Source organism: Xenorhabdus sp. TS4, assembly GCF_014467265.1.
GTDB lineage: Bacteria > Pseudomonadota > Gammaproteobacteria > Enterobacterales > Enterobacteriaceae > Xenorhabdus > Xenorhabdus ehlersii.
This window is the reverse complement of record NZ_NKHQ01000002.1, coordinates 72,722-91,517: the sequence shown is the minus strand read 5'-3', so window position 1 is coordinate 91,517 and position 18,796 is coordinate 72,722. Positions and strand designations below refer to the sequence as shown.

The 18,796-nt window shown below is 43.9% G+C and carries 18 protein-coding genes and 1 pseudogene; 7 read left to right on the top strand and 12 right to left on the bottom strand.

What is annotated here, in order from left to right; all coding sequences use genetic code 11:
• Window positions 1-76 precede the first annotated feature (76 nt).
• Window positions 77-562, top strand: a complete 486-nt coding sequence (locus Xets_RS01135) for a thioesterase family protein (RefSeq protein WP_099133127.1) — start codon at window positions 77-79, stop codon at window positions 560-562.
• A 624-nt stretch (window positions 563-1,186) separates the two neighbouring features.
• Here Xets_RS01135 and Xets_RS22715 read toward each other — a convergent pair.
• A pseudogene (locus Xets_RS22715) lies at window positions 1,187-1,716 on the bottom strand (IS1 family transposase); the annotation flags it as partial.
• A gap of 152 nt (window positions 1,717-1,868) precedes the next feature.
• On the bottom strand, window positions 1,869-2,108 hold the full coding sequence (locus Xets_RS01120) for a SymE family type I addiction module toxin (RefSeq protein WP_099133124.1): 240 nt from the start codon (window positions 2,106-2,108) through the stop codon (window positions 1,869-1,871).
• Window positions 2,109-2,185: 77 nt separating this feature from the next.
• Here Xets_RS01120 and Xets_RS01115 point away from each other — a divergent pair, with 77 nt between their 5' ends.
• Together Xets_RS01115 and rarD are read left to right on the top strand one after the other, a co-directional pair.
• A complete protein-coding gene (locus Xets_RS01115) occupies window positions 2,186-3,133 on the top strand; it encodes a hypothetical protein (RefSeq protein ID WP_143707530.1) in 948 nt (315 codons plus the stop codon).
• 301 nt (window positions 3,134-3,434) lie between these two features.
• Window positions 3,435-4,325 carry an EamA family transporter RarD gene (rarD, locus tag Xets_RS01110; RefSeq protein WP_099133122.1) on the top strand — a complete coding sequence of 297 codons (891 nt, stop codon included), beginning with the start codon at window positions 3,435-3,437 and terminating at the stop codon, window positions 4,323-4,325.
• A gap of 94 nt (window positions 4,326-4,419) precedes the next feature.
• On the opposite strand, the gene Xets_RS01105 is transcribed toward rarD, so the two are convergent.
• The 9 genes from Xets_RS01105 to Xets_RS01065 form a co-directional block, all read right to left on the bottom strand.
• Window positions 4,420-4,842, bottom strand: a complete 423-nt coding sequence (locus tag Xets_RS01105) for a type II toxin-antitoxin system VapC family toxin (protein WP_099133121.1) — start codon at window positions 4,840-4,842, stop codon at window positions 4,420-4,422.
• Entirely contained in the window at window positions 4,839-5,066 is a 228-nt protein-coding gene (vapB, locus tag Xets_RS01100) for a type II toxin-antitoxin system VapB family antitoxin (protein ID WP_099133120.1), read from the bottom strand. The genes Xets_RS01105 and vapB overlap by 4 nt, the downstream gene beginning before the upstream one ends.
• Window positions 5,067-5,332: 266 nt before the next feature.
• On the bottom strand, window positions 5,333-6,283 hold the full coding sequence (corA, locus tag Xets_RS01095; RefSeq protein WP_099133119.1) for a magnesium/cobalt transporter CorA: 951 nt from the start codon (window positions 6,281-6,283) through the stop codon (window positions 5,333-5,335).
• An 88-nt stretch (window positions 6,284-6,371) separates the two neighbouring features.
• On the bottom strand, window positions 6,372-8,537 hold the full coding sequence (gene uvrD / locus Xets_RS01090) for a DNA helicase II (protein WP_187651060.1): 2,166 nt from the start codon (window positions 8,535-8,537) through the stop codon (window positions 6,372-6,374).
• A 46-nt stretch (window positions 8,538-8,583) separates the two neighbouring features.
• Entirely contained in the window at window positions 8,584-9,300 is a 717-nt protein-coding gene (yigB, locus tag Xets_RS01085; RefSeq protein ID WP_099133117.1) for a 5-amino-6-(5-phospho-D-ribitylamino)uracil phosphatase YigB, read from the bottom strand.
• Entirely contained in the window at window positions 9,300-10,214 is a 915-nt protein-coding gene (gene xerC, locus Xets_RS01080) for a tyrosine recombinase XerC (RefSeq protein ID WP_187651059.1), read from the bottom strand. Before xerC ends, yigB begins: the two co-directional genes overlap by 1 nt.
• Window positions 10,211-10,915: a DUF484 domain-containing protein gene (locus Xets_RS01075; protein ID WP_167450606.1), complete on the bottom strand. Its 705-nt coding sequence runs from the start codon at window positions 10,913-10,915 to the stop codon at window positions 10,211-10,213. The genes xerC and Xets_RS01075 overlap by 4 nt, the downstream gene beginning before the upstream one ends.
• Before the next feature lie 48 nt (window positions 10,916-10,963).
• Window positions 10,964-11,788, bottom strand: coding sequence for a diaminopimelate epimerase (gene dapF, locus Xets_RS01070; RefSeq protein ID WP_099133114.1), 825 nt, complete (start codon window positions 11,786-11,788; stop codon window positions 10,964-10,966).
• Between the two features lie 44 nt (window positions 11,789-11,832).
• Window positions 11,833-12,030 carry a lipoprotein gene (locus tag Xets_RS01065; protein WP_099133113.1) on the bottom strand — a complete coding sequence of 66 codons (198 nt, stop codon included), beginning with the start codon at window positions 12,028-12,030 and terminating at the stop codon, window positions 11,833-11,835.
• 78 nt (window positions 12,031-12,108) lie between these two features.
• Here Xets_RS01065 and cyaY point away from each other — a divergent pair, with 78 nt between their 5' ends.
• The gene (cyaY, locus tag Xets_RS01060) at window positions 12,109-12,429 is read left to right on the top strand and encodes an iron donor protein CyaY (RefSeq protein ID WP_099133112.1); all 321 of its coding nucleotides are present in this window, start codon (window positions 12,109-12,111) and stop codon (window positions 12,427-12,429) included.
• A 111-nt stretch (window positions 12,430-12,540) separates the two neighbouring features.
• Here cyaY and Xets_RS01055 read toward each other — a convergent pair whose 3' ends face one another.
• Window positions 12,541-15,159 (bottom strand): class I adenylate cyclase, encoded by a 2,619-nt coding sequence (locus Xets_RS01055; RefSeq protein WP_187651058.1) that lies wholly within the window; start codon window positions 15,157-15,159, stop codon window positions 12,541-12,543.
• A gap of 741 nt (window positions 15,160-15,900) precedes the next feature.
• Here Xets_RS01055 and hemC point away from each other — a divergent pair.
• From hemC to hemX, 3 genes are read left to right on the top strand one after another with little or no spacing between them, the layout of a single operon-like run.
• Window positions 15,901-16,842 (top strand): hydroxymethylbilane synthase, encoded by a 942-nt coding sequence (gene hemC / locus Xets_RS01050; protein ID WP_099133110.1) that lies wholly within the window; start codon window positions 15,901-15,903, stop codon window positions 16,840-16,842.
• Window positions 16,839-17,579 carry a uroporphyrinogen-III synthase gene (gene hemD, locus Xets_RS01045; protein WP_099133109.1) on the top strand — a complete coding sequence of 247 codons (741 nt, stop codon included), beginning with the start codon at window positions 16,839-16,841 and terminating at the stop codon, window positions 17,577-17,579. The genes hemC and hemD overlap by 4 nt, the downstream gene beginning before the upstream one ends.
• Window positions 17,580-17,599: 20 nt before the next feature.
• Complete coding sequence (hemX, locus tag Xets_RS01040; protein ID WP_099133108.1) at window positions 17,600-18,796, top strand: uroporphyrinogen-III C-methyltransferase; 1,197 nt, start codon at window positions 17,600-17,602, stop codon at window positions 18,794-18,796.

The following is an 18,796-nucleotide window of genomic DNA, read 5'->3' as shown; positions in this document are numbered from 1 at the left end:
CAATCAATTAACCATATAAGCCCATTTAATACCCGTTGATTTTACTTTTTATTATCAGGTTATCAGGAAAATCACCATGGAAAATATTCAGCCAGTAGACACCATCTTAACCCCAGAAGAAGCCCGTAAATTTATAGGTGAACTCTTTGTTTATCATATGCCATTCAATCGCCTGTTGGGTCTCGAACTGCTCCGCTTCGAACAAGACTACGCAGAACTGCAATTTTGCTACCAAGAAAAATTGATCGGCAATATGATTCATAAAATTCTACACGGTGGTGCAATCGCTTCCATATTAGATGTTGCTGGAGGGCTGGTTTGTGCAGGTAATGCATTGATATCAATTGAAACAATAACCATCGCAGAGATCCAAAAACGTCTGACGACATTGGGCACGATTGATTTGCGCGTGGATTACCTGCGCCCCGGGCGTGGTGAAGTATTTACTGCCAGTTGCAATCTTATCCGCGCTGGCAATAAAGTCTCTGTCGCCAGAATTGAATTGCATAATGAAAAACAAATGCATATCGCTAGTGCAATGGGGACTTATTTGGTTGGCTGATGTTTTCAAACCCTAATACCTAAAACTAATACCCAATTCATGCCCAAAATACAAACTTAAAATAAATGAAGGAATGTGCCAGCAAAACACGTTCCCTTTTCATGGGCATGTTCATTTTTAACCCCACCATTAGTTTATAATTCATTGATTTACATAAATTATTAAGTGATTCCAATCACATTTGTGTGATCATTTATTATACAGACCAAAGAAGTGCTATATCCTCCTTTTTGTTATCTGAACGACAAAACTTTTAAGTTTTTGGGGTAAGGACATATGGATTGTCGCTCTCGTTGTCGGTTCAGGGAAGAATGCCGTCTCCCTCTGCCAAATGTTTATCAAGCACAAGCCGTCAACACTTTTATCATTCTCAATGTCCTCCGCATTAAACACGTTCCGTTATCACTCTAATAAGAAACAACTGGTAGCAGAATAATGCGCTCATTAGCGCTAAATACGGGAGAACAATATGTCATTAAAAAAGGGCAACCAATCTTCTGACGGTCTGCTGTTCACGCTGAGCACAGGTAGTTTATCGCCGAAAACTTTTGTAGTTACGAATTTCACACTGACAGAGAGTTTATCGAATCCCTTCCAACTTGATGTTGGACTAGCGAGCGCTAACCCTGCCATTGATTTTTCATAACTTTTCCAGCCATCTGTCATATAAATAACGATATTGAAAGGTGCCAGCAAGGCCATCAGGCGCATTAATGTTTTCTTTGTCCTTGAACCAAAAACATGTGCGATCACTTTTCGTCTTGTCCTGTCGTAGGCGTAAAAGAGCCAGTGCGACTGTTTCTTTGACTTCACGTACGACCATTGTTCATCCATTTCACAGCAGATAATCACTTCGGTGCCGGGTGCAATGGCTTCTGTTACTGATTTGGGTTTGAGCTTTTTAAGTGGCGAAGCACGGTATTTAGGCCAATCCCCATCACCCGCGCTGTCGCCCGACATCCCAGGCCATTCATGGCCATATCGACGATTTGCTTATGGGTTCCGGGGCGACATGCGGCATAAGTGAACTCAAGTTGCCAGGAATGACGGCAGGATTGGCAAAGATAACGCTGATGACCAGAACGTGAGCGCCCATTGCGATGGATCCCTTTAAACGCACGACAAGCGGGGCAGGTTACATCAATCTTTGCCATTTGAATGTTCTCCAAATAGAAAGATTATACATGATCAATAAATTGATATCACAACCCTTTTTCTTATTTTATTGCAAAGAAATAATTATGCTATTCGAGAATATCTGAGCCGGGATATAAATTATTCCGGCTTTTTATCATCATCCAGCCCTCTAATCCCCAATAAGCTCCCGCATTCTCAGCTTAATTTCACTGAACTGGTCTTGCTGGCATCGATACTGTTGCTTGATGGTGCGGGTGTCGTCAGTATCAGGAATAAGCACCAGACAGCCGTCCATAATCTTCACGGTCAGGGTGCAACCTTTATCGAACCCAGCGGCCTTAAGCCATTGCCCTTTAAGATGGATTGCACGCGGGGCTTTGGCCTTGTCATTTTGCAGCACGTATCCCATCTGTGGTAGCTCCCCCAAATCACCTATTAACAGACCGCCACTCTGGGTATATGATACCCCGACTTAATGAACAAACCGTGCTGCATCAGTCATTATACGGCGCTCATCTTAACAATCGCCAATTCCGGCAATACCAAAAAGTCGCAACAACTTGTCTTACAAAGTTATTTATTGAAACATCAATCAATAAACCAGCCAGAGAACAAGCTATGACCCCAAGAACCAAAGCAGAACAAAAAATCCTCGCGGGGACTCCCGTCTCTGCCGTTGTCTATATTTGGTATCCCTGCCACAAATTTGTTGCAGGGCATGCCTCTATCTATATTGGTGGAGTACCCAGATGCCCCTGGTCAATTGGGGTTACGGAACCCCCAACACCGCAAAATTCCACACCAGCAAGCCCCATACCACCAACTGAAAGGAGACGTTCAGCTTCTTCCATTTTTTCAAGACATGAAAGAAGTCCTTCAAGGGGTTCTATCTTCTCACGGGGTGCCGGTTCTCCTGCTCCTTACAACGTTACTGAAAGAGATTGGCCTTCAACATCCATACAGCATCCACCATCTCCAACAGATAATAATTATGTCAGTTTCTATTCTGATCCCAACAGGTATCGAGGAGGCTTATCATTTGCAGGAACCTTCGGTAATATTCAGAAAGATTTTATACTACAACCCCATCTGGAATATTTGCTTATCAACTTAAATGTTGAAAAAATGCAGGAAAAAAAGAGTGAAATCTATATTGGGAAAACATATGGCAACTATCATGTGAGCCATAGCTATAGTACTTTCAGTAAAAATTGCGCAACAATAGTTGCCAGAATATTAACAGCGGGTGGTGTGGAAAGTTTATTAAACCCAATTCAGAGAATAGGATATGGAAAAAATATCTATTGGACTCCGAAAGACATTGCACAACTATGTAATGAGTTGAGAAATAACGATCTTGCAGTCAAAATACGAGGACTAGATTGCCCTGATAAATCTGAATTACCAATTAGAACGATGATGGGATTCAGATAGTTTGATAGTGTAAATATGTCAATATCGCTTGCCAACGTGGTTCACTGTTAGATCCTCTCCAACATTCAGACTACTTATGTAATAAATGAGTTTTCCGCATAAAAATAGATAATCCTGTTACCCAAACATAACAATTTAGCATAAAGTGCTATTTGGCTAATTGGAAAAATTTAATTTATTATTCATGCCATTAACTACTTGTAAATCATTCATCCCAATGACACATTGTATAGTTCTATGAGCTATCACCTTAATAAGCTCTTCTGATTTTCTGAACATTCTCTCAACATTCAAGGATATTATGAGTAACCAACAGACTGCCAAAGGTATCTTGTATGCCTTAGGGGCTTATCTTATTTGGGGATTAGCACCCATCTACTTCAAGACCATACAATATGTGCCCCCAGATGAAATTGTGTCACATCGTGTTATATGGTCGGTTTTCTTTATGGTGCTGATGCTGACAGTGACTCGTCACTGGCGCCAGGTTTGGGCTGTTGTTCGCCAGCCGAAAATACTGCTGTTGCTAGGCATCACTGCTTTCACTATTACCAGTAACTGGCTTACCTATATCTGGGCAGTCAATAATGGACATTTACTGGAAGCGAGTCTGGGTTATTTTATTAGCCCACTGGTTAATGTTCTGTTTGGTATGATATTTCTTGGTGAACGTTTCCGCCGTATGCAATGGATTGCTGTGGGATTGGCCTTTACTGGTGTATTGATCCAGCTATGGCAGTTTGGTTCTGTACCGATGATTGGTTTGTACTTAGCGACGACATTTGCCGTCTATGGATTGATCCGCAAAAAAATGGGAGTTGATGCACAGACAGGTATGTTGATTGAGACAACTTGGGTATTCCCTGTCGCCTTAACTTACCTGTTATTTTTCACCCATAGCCCGACAAGTAATATGTTGGATAATACGTACTCTTTGAACCTCATGTTGATTGCTGCCGGTATTATTACGACAGTACCACTGCTGTTCTTCACCGCAGCCGCTGCGCATCTGCGTTTGTCTACACTGGGCTTATTCCAGTATCTTGGTCCAACATTGATGTTCTTGCTGGCAACGTTAGTTTATGGTGAGAAAATTGGATCAGATCGTTTGATCACTTTTGGTTTTATTTGGGCTGCCTTAATTCTGTTTATACTGGATGCGCTCTATACGCAACGTCGTTTACGGAAGTAATCAAATTCTTTAAACGACATTTCTAAACTGACCCAAGGCATTAACTAAATGGGTCAGTTTTCTCGTTAGTTGATTCACGATGTTATTAATAATATTAATAAATTTTAGTCCAATCCTCTAATGACAACCCAACTACACGAGAAAACTCACGGGTATTATTTGTTACCAATGTAGCTCCTACAGACAAAGCATGCCCCGCAATAGCGGTATCATTATGTCCGATTGGCGTACCGGCAGCAGCCAAAGCTATTTTTACTTTAGTCGTTTCGTCTACCGCGGATTTATCCCACGGCAAAATCCTATCCAATCGCCTACAAAATTCGTCAACCAACACAACATGTTTCGGAGAAGCTTTTTTCCCAACCGCCCCAAAACGCATTTCCGAATAAGTAATAGCAGAGACAACTATTGGATGATTGTTCATCACACATTGCTGCAATTGAGCAATCACAGCAATGGGCTGTTCGCGCATAATGAATGAACAAATGTTGGTATCCAGCATGTAAGTTTTTTTCATAATTTAATACGCCCTTCCTCAATAATATCTGGGCGTTCAGATAGAAAATCCTTATCGGCTTTATCTTCATATAAAAATGAATTCCAGCTAGGTTTTACTGGACGCAATATAATGGTTTCCCCTTCTCGGATAATTTCCAGTTCATTGACACCCTCAAAATCTAGATCCTTGGGTAAGCGGATAGCACGGTTATTACCATTTTTGAAAATAGCTACAGTTCTCATGTCAAATCTCCCATGTTGAATTACATATGCACAGCATATGCTAATATCTATGGCAGATCAATTTACACACAAAACCACTCTATTTCCATTTTGCTTGATATGAGAGATATGAATGCCTTGCATTCTCAACCAATAGGCAAAGTTGTTGTAGTACAGCAACAAAAGAATAGTGCCCAAAAGCATAGATAATTATACTTTTGGGTTAGTGAAATCAGCCTGCAAAGCAATTACTTAGAAGATAAGAAGATAGATAGCTGGTGAGATAACTACAGCCAATTTTTGCGTTTGAAGTAGAGATAAGGAGCCAAACCCGCTGCTATCATCAATCCAATGGCCGCAGGATAGCCGAATGTCCAATGCAACTCCGGCATAAATTCGAAGTTCATACCGTAGCTGGACGCTACCAGCGTCGGTGGCAGGAATACCACGGAAACAACGGAGAAAATCTTGATAATGCGGCTCTGCTCGATGTTGATAAAGCCCATCGCAGCTTGCATCAAGAAGTTAACTTTCTGGAACAAGGACTCATTGTGCGGCAGCAAAGATTCAATATCTCGTAGAATTTCGCGAGCCTGTTCCAATTGATTAGCAGGCAAGCGGGCACGGCGCACAAGGAAGTTCAGTGCGCGCTGGCTATCCATCAGGCACAAGCGGACTTTCCAGCCAATATCTTCCTGCTCAGCAAGATTAGACAAAGCAGAATCAAATTCATCGCCCTGTTTACCGTTCATAATGACCCGACTCAGGGATTCCAGCACGCTATAGATGTTTTCAATGACATCAGCCAATTGTTCGATTTTGGTTTCGAACAAATCCATCAACAACTCATAGGCATTCCCATCAACCATCGTCTGGTTACGGGCACGCATTCGGTATAATCGAAATGCAGGGAGTTCACGCTCTCGCAATGTGTAGAGACGACCGTCACGGATGGTAAATGCGACTGTCGAGTTGCCAGCATGGTCTTCGGCATCTTCAAAGTAGAAGAATGAATGGACGTGCATACCATCTTCATCTTCAAAAAAACGGGCTGATGCCTCGATGTCATCCAACTCGGTGCGGGTCGCCAGGACTTGTCCCAGCTCATTCTGGACTCGGAGGCGATCATCATCCCCCAGACCCACTAAATCTACCCACATGGCGTCAGATAACTTATCACCTTCTTCAAGTTCAAGACGGAGCAGGCGATTATTCTCTAATTTAAATGCGTTCAGCATGTACCATAAGTCTCCTTATACTCCCTACGTTTATCGTAAGGCGCGAATGTTACGCTTAGAAGAAAAAGCCTGTCAACATTCAACCGGATTATTGGCCTGTTTCGAGTCTGGCATAAGCAGCCACCAGCCACTTAATACCTTCACCTTGAAACGCGATTTGCAGGCGGCAATGTTCCCCACTGCCTTCCATATTGATAATCGTCCCTTCACCAAATTTAGGATGGCGCACACGCTGTCCAAGAGCATAACCACTATCATTAGCACTGATAGGCGTACCCAGCCGTTTGTGGCTGACCGGACGGGATACCGTTGCCCGCAAGCGAACTTCTGCCACGCATTCTGTCGGTAATTCTCCAATAAAACGAGATGGGCGGTGATGCACTTCCTTGCCATATAAACGACGGCTTTCCGCATAAGTCAGCGTCAGTTTTTCCATCGCCCTGGTAACGCCTACATAGGCCAGACGACGCTCTTCCTCTAACCGACCACCTTCTTCAATGGACATCTGACTCGGAAACATGCCCTCTTCCATACCCACAATAAAAACTTGCGGGAATTCCAAACCTTTCGCTGAATGTAAAGTCATCAGTTGCACCGCATCCTGATAGGCATCTGCCTGACCTTCCCCCGATTCAAGTGCGGCATGGGAAAGGAAAGCTTGCAATGGCAGCAGGTTCTCATCTTCGTCCTGGTAGCTGAATTGGCGGGTTGCCGTGACCAATTCTTCAAGGTTTTCGATACGGGCCTGCGCCTTTTCGCCTTTTTCCTGTTGATACATGGCCCATAGACCAGAGTCACGGATAATGCGATCGGTCTGCACGTGCAATGGCATTTCCTGCGTTTCTGTTTCCAGCGCATCAATCAATTCGATGAAGCGTTGCAACGCAGATGCCGCACGGCCAGCCAGCACTTTTTCCTGTATCAATACCAGGCTACTTTCCCACAAGGTTTTTTGCTGATCCCGCGCCGCTTGGCGCACAACATCAAGCGTCCTGTCGCCAATGCCACGTGTTGGTGTATTCACCACACGCTCAAAAGCAGCATCGTCGTGACGGTTTGCTACCAAACGCAAATAGGATAAAGCATCTTTGATTTCCTGACGTTCGAAGAAACGCTGGCCACCATAAATTCGGTAAGGCATGGAAGCCTGTAGCAAGGCTTCTTCTAAGACGCGGGATTGGGCATTACTTCGATACAGGATCGCACACTCTTTCAGGGCGCCGCCATTATCCAACCAATGCTTGATACGGCCGACAACATAACGGGACTCATCCAATTCATTGAAGGCGCAATAAAGTGAAATTAGCTCTCCCTCGCTCCCTTCTGTCCACAAATTCTTGCCCAAACGATCACTGTTATGGGCGATCAGGGCATTGGCAGCTTTAAGGATATTGCTGGTCGAACGGTAATTCTGTTCCAGACGGAGCGTTTCCGCTCCCTGAAAATCCTTGAGGAAACGCTGGATATTTTCTACCTGCGCACCACGCCAGCCATAAATGGACTGGTCATCGTCCCCGACAATCATGACCTTGCCGCTATCACCAGCCAGAAGACGAATCCAAGCGTATTGAATACTGTTGGCATCCTGAAATTCATCCACCAGAATATTTGTGAAACGCTCACGATAGTGTTGCAGGATCTGCGGCTTGTTCAGCCAAAGTTCATGGGCGCGTAGCAATAATTCCGCAAAATCCACCAGCCCTGCGCGGTCACACGCCTCCTGATAAGCCTGATAGATTTTCAGCCAGGTTGCCTCTACCGGATTGCCATAACTTTCAATGTGCTGTGGACGCAATCCTTCATCTTTTTTGCCATTGATGTACCACATCCCCTGACGGGCTGGCCACTGTTTGTCATCCAGATTCATCGCTTTAATGATGCGTTTGATGAGGCGGTGCTGATCTTCGCTATCAAGGATCTGGAAATCCTGCGGCAAATTTGCATCAAGGTGATGGGCGCGCAACAAGCGGTGAGCAAGACTATGAAATGTGCCGATCCACATTCCGCCCTGACTGGTGCCAATCAGGTTTTCAATTCGGTGCCGCATCTCAGCAGCCGCTTTATTCGTAAATGTGACCGCCATGATGGAAAACGGCGAAGCATTTTCAACTGACAGTAACCAGGCAATCCGATGAACCAGCACGCGCGTTTTACCACTGCCAGCGCCAGCCAGCACTAACATATTACTACGGGGAGCGGCGACCGCTTCACGTTGTTTATCATTGAGGCTTTCGAGCAGATAAGAAACGTCCATAATTACCGTCAGTTGTTAATATTTTTATATAGATTTCAATCTGAAATTATATCAGTGCTATCAAAGAAGCCAAATCAGAAATCTCAATATGTGGCACCAGACGCCCTTCAGATTCCTGCATCAAGTTTTTATTTTCGATGTTAATCCAACAGGCTTGCATACCACTGCAAAGTGCCCCTTCTACATCGGTATACAGATTATCCCCCACATGCAGGATCTGATTTATCGGTAGGTTGAGCCGCTCTGCCGCGAGCTGATACATATCAGGATAAGGTTTGGAACGCCCATCAATGCCCGCTTTCAATACAAATTCAAAATAACGGGCAAGCCCACATGCAGCAGGTTCAGCGTTCCCATTGGTAATTGCCACTAACGGCATTTTTTCCGCCAGTATGGACAAAGTTTTATGGGTAGATTCCGGAACAGTGATTTGGTTACGCCAGTACATAAAACAAGACATAATTTCATTCGTACCACGTACTGTTTCTTCATCATTGAAGCCATGGTGGGTAAACATGAGTTCTGCGGATTGCCGACGCCATGAAGTTACATCATGATAAATATCGGGTTCCTGTTCAAGAACCGCCCGGCGGTATACATGCAGATCTTCATGCCCAAAGTGACCGAATTTGGTATCGTACTGCCTGATAAAACACAATACTTCTTTTTCGGTTTTATCGATTACAGGATGGTTATCGTAAAGCGTATCATCCAGATCGAATGTCATCGCAGCAAACGGCGCGATAGGCCGATAAAAACGCATTATGATTTTCCTCGTTTGGCTCTGGGGTGAGCCACATCATAGACTTTGGTCAAATGCTGAAAGTCCAAATGGGTATAGATCTGGGTGGTCGACAGGTTCGCGTGACCCAGTAATTCCTGCACTGCTCGCAGATCACCGCTGGATTCCAGAATATGTGTGGCAAAAGAGTGACGCAATTTATGAGGGTTAACATGGCTGCTAACACCTTGCCGAATCCCCCACTGTTTAAACCGTTTCTGTACATTACGGGCAGAAATACGTTTTCCGCTCTTGGTGGAAATGAAAACCGCATCATCTTCCGGCTCAAGCAATTCCCGCATATCCAGCCAATGCTGGAGCCACTCCTGCGCCATACGGCCAAACGGCACTTTACGCTCTTTGCTGCCCTTGCCATGTACCCAAACTTCCCCTTCTTCCAAATCCAAATGGTGACAATCCAAACCTACCAGCTCAGACAAACGCAATCCCGCTCCGTACATCACTTCTAGCATGGTTCTGTCACGCACTGACAACGGATCGTTCAGATTAATATTGAGTAGTTGGTTAACTTCATCCACATCCATGTTTTTAGGTAAGTGGCGTTTTTTACGGGGGGTACTGACTGTTTTAGCGGGATTGGCTGCCAACTTATTTTGCATTACCATCCAGTCAAGAAAACTACGCAAAGAAGAAAAACGCAACGCAATGCTGGCAGACTGCAATCCTGCCCGACGACTACGGGAAGCAAACATTCTGACTTTAGCCGGATCTAACTCCTGCCACTCACGTATCCCCATTTCCAGTGACATTTCCGCCAAAACTGCCAAATGGCGTCGATAGTTAGTGATCGTGACGGGGCTTAAACGTCGCTCAACCCGCAAATAGCGCAAGAAGTCTTCCACGGGCGTTAACAGTAAATCAATCGGCTGAGTCATGCGCGTTCAATCCAACGGGACAACAAACCCGGCAACAGCTTCGCCAAATGGGCGAGAATGTCAGTTCCCATGCCTTCGTGATAGTGCTGTTTATCATGGCTATTGAAAATGACCATGCCCAACTCCCCTCGTGATCCTAAAAGGGAAATCGCCACTGAGCCAACATGGAGTGCCTGTGGCATCAACAATAAAATCTCCGGGCCATGCAATCGGCCAAGATAATGATTTTTTTCCCCGAATCGCTTTATGCGGACGGATTCAAAGGCCTGACGGGAAATAGCCAGCTCCGGCACATTCAGTGGTGCACCAAGATGCCATTTATCACTGAACAACCGAATATAACTGTTACTCAATCCCAATGTTTTCGACCATGAAGTTAAGCATGAAAGAAAATCCTGCAAACTCTTGGCACCAGAGAGGTCTGACAGTAATTGCAATAGGCTGCTGAACAGCACTTCGTTCTGTTTCGCCTGCTCTATCAAATGGTTCAGATCGTCTTCCAAATAACAGATACGTTTCCTCTGGCGGTTCATATGCCATTCCATTAAAGAGACACATTCCCGCACTGGATGAGGAACTCTTATCTTATCGACCATATTGGCATTACGGATAAAAAAATCCGGATTATTCAATAAATAATCCACGACTGTCTGATCATCCAGCCTGTTTCCGCTGTGCAATGGATCGTCTTTTTCACTCATTTTCCAATGCCCCATATTTCAAGAGAGACTCAGCAAACACAGAATCAATCACAAATGAATCGTACCATCATAAACATGGGTTGCAGGCCCAGTCATAAAAAGTGGTTTGCCCGGCCCATCCCAGCGAATTTGCAGTGCCCCACCCGGAAGATCAACCCGAACCTGATTATCCAACAGATCCTGCTGGATACCGATAGCTACTGCGGCACATGCGCCACTGCCACATGCCCGGGTTTCACCAGCACCACGCTCAAAAACACGCAACCGAATATGGCCCCGATTTATTATCTGCATGAAACCAATATTGGCTCGTTCAGGAAAACGTTCATGGTTTTCCAACACGGGCCCCAATATTTCCACTTCGGCAGTGTCCACATCCTCAACCTGTATGACACAATGAGGATTTCCCATCGATACAACGCCACAAAGTACCGTACGTTCGTTAGTACGGATAATATAGGTTTTCTCAGCCTTATTGGCGCGAAAGGGAATACGCTGCGGCTCAAAGTCCGGCTCTCCCATGTTGACACAGACTTGCTCATCATTTGTGATGCTTAATATCATTCGGCCCGCTTGCGTGCTGACTTTGATATCACGTTTATTGGTCAACCCTTTGAGACGGACAAAACGGGCAAAACAACGTGCCCCATTACCACACTGGGAAACCTCACTGCCGTCAGCATTAAAAATGCGGTAATGAAAGTCTAAGTCAGGATCATAGGGCGCTTCAACAATCAAAAGTTGATCAAAACCCACCCCAGTATTCCGGTTAGCCAGACGACAAATTAACTCTGGAGAAAAATAAACATTTTGGGTCACTGCATCAACGACCATAAAGTCATTGCCAAGACCATGCATTTTGGAGAACTGCATATATGTACGGCTCCAAGAGAAATCACATTACCAAATCACTATCATTAAGCATTCATCGATATATTGTCTTTTAATAAGCTGTTTTTAAATAATCTTTCTGGCTGAATCTTATCCATTTTGTGTATAGGTACTTGTGTTGCAGATGTTTCCGCAGGAGGAAAATAAAGGGGCCCTTTCAAGCCACAACCCGCCAGAGAAAGTAATGTTATGATAGCCAGTGACCAACGAAGTTGTTTTTTCATTATATTAATGCCTGTGATTCATGCGCCAATACTCTCTATAATCGCAGCTAGGCCCTGAAAAGCAAATAGGAAATAAACATGAAAGATAGCGAATTTCATCAATTAGCTGATCAATTGATGCTTCATCTTGAAGAGCAACTGGATAATTACGATGGTGATGCGGATATCGACTATGAAACAAACGGCGGTGTGATGACGCTGAGTTTTGAAAACGGCAGCAAAATCATTATTAACCGTCAAGAGCCTTTCCATCAGATATGGCTGGCAACCAAAAATGGCGGTTACCATTTTGATTATCGGGATAGCCAGTGGATTTGTGACCGCAGTGGTAATGATTTTATCTCTATGCTGGCACAAGCCATTACTGAGCAAAGCGGTGAACCATTCCAATTTTCATGACTATATTTCATTAAAACCCAATTTCATCAAAACCAAATAAAAACAATTAGTCAACGAAAGATATCTAATAAAAGCGCCTGATGATACAGGCGTTTAAGTTAACTGATAATATCAATAGTGATACAGCGAACGATAAGGATCGTGTGCATGTGCCCCACATGTTTTATCAAGGCACTCGTTAATAGGGAGCCTTGTATCATTCGCTTCTATATCACCCACTGGGTACACTCCCTCTATAAATGGAGTGATATGGGTACGCTCACTTTTCTTAACGATTTGATAGAACTGCGGTAAGTTGAAATTGACAAAACTAGAGCCATAAGTGAAACGATCATGTGATGATGAATAAAATCGGCTGATATCTCGCACCAACTCTTCTTTACTGCCTTCACAATGGGAATAAATTTCCACCCGATTTGATTCATCAAGAATATAAATATTGAACCCTTGTTTGTTCTCAATATCTTCGAAAAAGAACTGGATAATTCCTTCACAGGCAAAACCGTCTATTACAGGCGGTAAGTGTTTTTCTTTGGTATCAATTTTGACTGGCAGGCCATGCAATTTGGTGTTGGAAATCGCACCATAGAATTCCACTGCATTTTCCAATTTTTGTACCGAAACGTTTAACCGTTCGAAGAATAATCCCCATGTTTGCCCTGAAATTCGTAATGCCTTGAAACGGTTTGGATCTTGTCGGTTACTGGACAGGCGTAACTCTATACACTCCGAAACTAATTGCTGGATACGTGTGCGGATCAATCCACGCAAATGTTTGCTATAACAGAATACTTCAACGTCAGATGGCGGCGCTGCATCTTGATGCATTTTTCCCAATATGGTCTTCAATGCTTCCAATACCGATTGTTCACCACTGAAATGCAAAGTTCTCACTTCATTCCATGAATTGCGATAAAGCAAATCAATGCTACCTACCAGACATTGCTGCAACTCGCCAAAACTGAAAACATTCAGGTTCCTTAAATCAAAACGAACGATTTGATCAGAAAATGCAGCCGTTGGATCTTGTTCTAAATTGACAATGATCGCCAAATGACGGATTTCACAAGGACTATATAGTGCTTTTGGTGTGGGGGCAGGTAGACGGATTGGGAAATGAGCGGCAATGTCATCCACCAAATCACATAATTTCTGCCTGTCACACTGAGATTCCCCGTGATGAATATGAAACCGAGTTTCTTTAGCCAGCAGACCATTGAAATAGGTCCAGGAAACTAATTTATTCAGATAGCGATTGTATTCCAATGGTTGATAACCAATGATTGATTCAATCGTAGGGGCATGGTTGTAAAGATACCAACCACTGCGGTTTACTCGCCCCGGAGGGACATAGATGAAGGTCAGATCCTTTTCCGACAGATCCGGTGATATCTGAGGATTCACCAAAGTCACTTTACCGGGCAATGCTTCAAAAGCCGCATACAATTTACGGGTTAATACGCCAATATCTTGCGGGCTGGCACTCACACTTAAATTATTGCGACGGGCAAAGCGGATTAAATTGCGATAACTCTGCATCATGGTATCAAGCAATTCATTATGGGCATCACGTACCTGCTCAATTTTCCATGCATTACGCTTATCCAATATGGCCAGTTTACTGTCATCCCAACCCCATTCGCGCACCAACTGGGACATAACCTGACGACGCCATCCTGTACAACCTTTGTCATTCTGGCCTGCCAATAGTTTCTCGCATACCTTCAGATAAAAACAACGACGCGCCAAATCAAGGCGCGCAAGGTCATTCGTGGCAGTTAGATAGCGGGTTACACGTTCCAGCATCATGCTATAGGCATCGAGGCCAAAAGAAACAATCGCACCATCATGAAAATACTGCTTCATTTCCATCGCCAGAAGTTTTCCATTGGGATATTCCCATGAATAAGCTTCCAACAGCAGGCTTTTCAATACAGCCTTATAAGGAGAGTCCACGCTCTTGTAAAGCTGCCAGAGGCTTGCCCCAAAATATTCTTCTGCGGATAATTCACCCAAGCCGCCCAGATCCAACCATTCATTTGGCGTCAACACTCCCTGAGCATAGAGAGAAAGGACGTACTCATCATAATGAACTTCCTCTTCCACCGGAACCATTGCCCATAATAAGCGTTTGCCAGCCATACAAACCGCTGTGCGATAAAATTCATCAAGCAGAAGGATATGTTGGGTAGAACCACAATCTTCACCGTTCAAACTACCAGAGGCATTATGCCGAAAACGGTTTTCATCAATCAGAAAAAAAGTAACCTCAGTACCCAGTGAAGCCGCCCACTGTTCTATCAAGGTACATTTTTGTTCCAATAAAGCTTTTTCGTCACTATCCAACCAGGATTGATGGCAAACCCAAATATCCAAATCAGAAGAGCAACTTTGCCCGATAGAAGAGGTACTGCCCATCGAGTAAATTCCCGTTATTGGTAATTCACCATTAGATGCATGTGACGATACATCTGGCAGGATGCCGGTAAGCAGGCAATCCAGATCATTAATCCAAAACTGCTGTGCTTCATCAGGCATAAAAAAGCAAACACCATGAGGAACATCGCTTTTGATATAACCTGGCATCATTGGATGATGATAATGTAATAATACTGGAATTAAACTATAAACTTGCTTGAAAGCGTCACTCATTAAGCTAGTAGCGCGCTCTAATCTAAGTTGGTTAATTGCATCCAGTCGCTGCTTCAGCGTTTCAATATAGAGATACAAGAGTTTCGCCTGATATCAGTTCCAGTGCCTAAAGTAGTCCCCTGTTTCCGATAACGCGTGGTATTACAAGATTATTTAAAATTATTTTTACAAACTTATTGTCGGAAACGTGATCAATTTAACACCTTGCAATCAAAGCGTAAAGTACGCAATACCATCTTTTCTCTTCGCCTGCAATAGCTAAAATATAATTAACTCTTTGTAAAATATTAAGTTAATCACGAAACAGACACAATAATATGCTTTTTTAGCATAACTATTATTGTTGATTATTTTTCATATCTCTGTTGTAAAGCATTGTAAATACATCACTCTTTCATCAATATTTAACTGAATAATATTTTTCTTATTGTTAAATATTTTCACCACTTTTTATCATCAAGCTAAGCACAAATTTCAATTTGCTTTTAAATCAATCTCTTTGTTTATTTTCTTCATTAAAATAAAATATTATTTTAATATTTAAAATTATTTTTATTTCATAAACTGTATATCCATATACTATTTTGATTTTCTCCGGCTTTCTCGTAACTGGAAAAAAAATCATTGAGATGTTAAAACTGACACTATTTTCTCACTAATTGGTGACTAACAGGTGGCTAAAAACCATTATTTTCCATCAATTCAAGTTGCATAGTAGTTAATGCTCTGGTCAATAAAGAAACAAAAATTGAAAGATGAAGAATATAGAAACCATTAGTTAATACAGTTACCCAATATACTTACCTAATAGATTTATCCATGACAATGAAAACCATTCGCATCGCTACCCGCCAAAGCCCATTAGCTATGTGGCAAGCGCAATATGTTCAAAAGCAACTGAAACACTTTCACCCAGAATTGCAAGTAGAGCTGGTTCCAATGGTGACACGCGGTGATATTATCCTCGATACTCCATTGGCAAAAGTGGGAGGCAAGGGGCTGTTTGTGAAGGAATTGGAATTAGCTCTACTCGAAAAGCGAGCTGATATCGCCGTCCACTCCATGAAAGATGTCCCTGTCGAATTTCCTGATGGTTTGGGATTGGTCACAATCTGCGAACGGGATGATCCACGGGATGCTTTTGTTTCAGTAAAATACGCTTCGCTCGATGACCTACCTGCTGGCAGTATTGTGGGTACATCCAGTTTACGCCGCCAATGCCAAATCCGTCAGCTACGTCCTGATCTTGCTGTTCGTGACTTACGCGGTAATGTCGGTACCCGTCTGAACAAGCTCGATAACGGCGATTATGATGCCATTATTCTTGCAACAGCGGGCCTGAAACGGCTGGGGCTGGAAGAACGCATTCGTATGCCATTAGAGCCTGAGTTATTGCTGCCAGCTGTCGGTCAAGGGGCGGTAGGCATTGAGTGTCGGCTCGATGATCGTCAAACCCGTGAACTGCTGTCACCCTTGAACCACGCAAGAACAGAAGCTTGCGTTCTTGCTGAAAGAGCAATGAACACCCGCCTTGAAGGGGGTTGTCAGGTACCAATTGGCAGTTATGCCATCTGGCAGGGAGAGAGCATTTGGCTACGCGCGCTAGTGGGTTCCCCTGATGGCACAGTGATCGTACGCGGGGAAAGAGTGGTCTCACCCAAAGAGGCTCGTCAAGCGGGTATCGCATTGGCGGAAGAATTATTGGAGAAGGGCGCACGCCAGATTCTGGCGAGCGTATACCAGAGGAACCTACCGAAATGAGTATTCTGATCACCCGCCCTGTCCCCGCAGGAGAGGAATTGGTCAAGCGACTGCGGTCTATTGGAAAATCAGCCTTCAGCGCTCCCCTCATCGAAATCCAATCGGGGGCAGATTTGCCATTCCTGTCACAAAAACTGCAATGGCTATCTGCGGGAGATCTGGTTTTCCTATTATCAAAAAATGCCGTTCATTATGCCAATGAACAGCTTATTCAAGCAGGCCAGTCATGGCCTGAACAGTTATCCTATTATGGGATCGGCAAATCAACTTCCCTGATGTTTCATCAATTAACTGGGTTGGAAATTGTCTACTCTAAGCAAGGTGAAACCAGTGAAGATCTACTGCAACTCCCCACCTTACAGACAATGGGCAATAAAAAGATTTTATTGCTCCGAGGCAATGGCGGCCGTGAAGTGATTGCCTCCACATTAAGGCTCCGTGGAGGTGTAGTAGATTACTGTGAATGTTATTCACGCCAGCCAGTCAAATACAATACAGCCGATTTCAGTCGTCACTGGCAGCAATGTGGGATAAAAACCATCGTTGTCACAAGTGGCGAAATGCTGCAACTGCTATATAACTTAGTTACTGATAGCGATGGAAAAGTATGGTTACTGAATTGCAAGCTAATTGTGGTCAGTAAACGTCTTGCTGATATCGCCCGAACCTTGGGCTGGCAAACAATAAAAGTGGCCAAGAGTGCAGATAATGACGCCTTAATCCAGGCACTGGAATAAATTAATATGGGATGTCCACTATGACGGAACAAAAACAATCTACCGATGCGGTTGAGACAAAACGCCCTCAGCAGCCTGCAACGGCTCCCCATAAACCCAAGCGTTATGGATGGGTGGGTAATACGCTCTCAATTGCCATTTCTTTGGCGATAGGCGTTGGTGGTATTTATATTTATCATCATGGTCAACAACAGAATGCAGTATTAAAAGCCGAAAATCTCGCTCTTCAACAGGAGATTACCTCTCTGACACAACAGCAGTCTGCCAATAAGCAAAACTTTGACTCCAAACTCCAAGAGCTGGAAGATTCCTTACAACAAGCCCACTCACAAAACCAGCGGCTGGATGGTAGCATGGCAGAGCTTCAAAACCGTGTTTCAGCATTTTCAAATACTGACATCGAAAACTGGCGACTGGCGCAGGCAAGCTCTTTCGTTAAGATGGCGGGTCGAAAAGTATGGAGCGAACAGGATATCACCACTGCCATCGCCTTGCTGAAAGATGCTGACCAGAACCTTGCGGAAATGGATGATCCCAGCCTGCTCTATGCTCGTAAAGCTATCATGGCAGATATCGATTCCCTGACCAAAATCAAACAGACTGACTTAGACGGTATTATCCTAATGCTGAATCAGTTATCAAACCAAGTCGATAATTTACACCTTGCCAATAAAATAGAACAAGCCATATCAGAGAAAGCAAACGATCATGGGATCACGGCTTCCCTCGCTGATTGGCGCCAGAACCTGAGCAATAGCTGGCACAGCTTTATGGACAACTTCGTTACCATTACCCCACGTGATAACAGCAAAGAGCCGCTGCTGGCACCTAACCAAGGTGTTTACCTGCGCGAGAACATTCGTTCCAAATTACTGATTGCTGCGCAGGCGGTTCCTCGTCACCAGGTTAGAATTTATCAGGACGCATTGGAAGATGTTCAATCATGGGTGAATGCCTATTTTGATACCTCTTACCCTGAGGCAGAAGACTTTTTAAAAAATGTTGTTTCACTACAAAAGAGACCGTTGTCCATTGATGTTCCTGAACAACTGAGCAGTCAGCCAATATTGGCAGAGCTGGTTCGTAAGCGTATCTATAACTTACCGCATTCTAAGCAACCCCAACCAGGTTCCCAACCTGAAATTCAGCCTGAGGCACAATCACGGTCGACAACAGAAACCACCGATCAGGCAAAAACCCCCGTTAAGGAGAACTGA

Coding starts and splice junctions, on each gene's coding strand:
- Xets_RS01135 (WP_099133127.1), top strand. CDS start 77: ATGGAAAATATTCAGCCAGTAGACACCATCTTAACCCCAGAAGAAGCC.
- corA (WP_099133119.1), bottom strand. CDS start 6,283: ATGCTGAACGCATTTAAATTAGAGAATAATCGCCTGCTCCGTCTTGAA.
- uvrD (WP_187651060.1), bottom strand. CDS start 8,537: ATGGACGTTTCTTATCTGCTCGAAAGCCTCAATGATAAACAACGTGAA.
- Xets_RS01065 (WP_099133113.1), bottom strand. CDS start 12,030: ATGAAAAAACAACTTCGTTGGTCACTGGCTATCATAACATTACTTTCT.
- cyaY (WP_099133112.1), top strand. CDS start 12,109: ATGAAAGATAGCGAATTTCATCAATTAGCTGATCAATTGATGCTTCAT.
- Xets_RS01120 (WP_099133124.1), bottom strand. CDS start 2,108: ATGGGATACGTGCTGCAAAATGACAAGGCCAAAGCCCCGCGTGCAATC.
- xerC (WP_187651059.1), bottom strand. CDS start 10,214: ATGACTCAGCCGATTGATTTACTGTTAACGCCCGTGGAAGACTTCTTG.
- Xets_RS01075 (WP_167450606.1), bottom strand. CDS start 10,915: ATGAGTGAAAAAGACGATCCATTGCACAGCGGAAACAGGCTGGATGAT.
- dapF (WP_099133114.1), bottom strand. CDS start 11,788: ATGCAGTTCTCCAAAATGCATGGTCTTGGCAATGACTTTATGGTCGTT.
- hemD (WP_099133109.1), top strand. CDS start 16,839: ATGAGTATTCTGATCACCCGCCCTGTCCCCGCAGGAGAGGAATTGGTC.
- yigB (WP_099133117.1), bottom strand. CDS start 9,300: ATGCGTTTTTATCGGCCTATCGCGCCGTTTGCTGCGATGACATTCGAT.
- hemC (WP_099133110.1), top strand. CDS start 15,901: ATGACAATGAAAACCATTCGCATCGCTACCCGCCAAAGCCCATTAGCT.
- Xets_RS01105 (WP_099133121.1), bottom strand. CDS start 4,842: ATGAAAAAAACTTACATGCTGGATACCAACATTTGTTCATTCATTATG.
- rarD (WP_099133122.1), top strand. CDS start 3,435: ATGAGTAACCAACAGACTGCCAAAGGTATCTTGTATGCCTTAGGGGCT.
- vapB (WP_099133120.1), bottom strand. CDS start 5,066: ATGAGAACTGTAGCTATTTTCAAAAATGGTAATAACCGTGCTATCCGC.
- hemX (WP_099133108.1), top strand. CDS start 17,600: ATGACGGAACAAAAACAATCTACCGATGCGGTTGAGACAAAACGCCCT.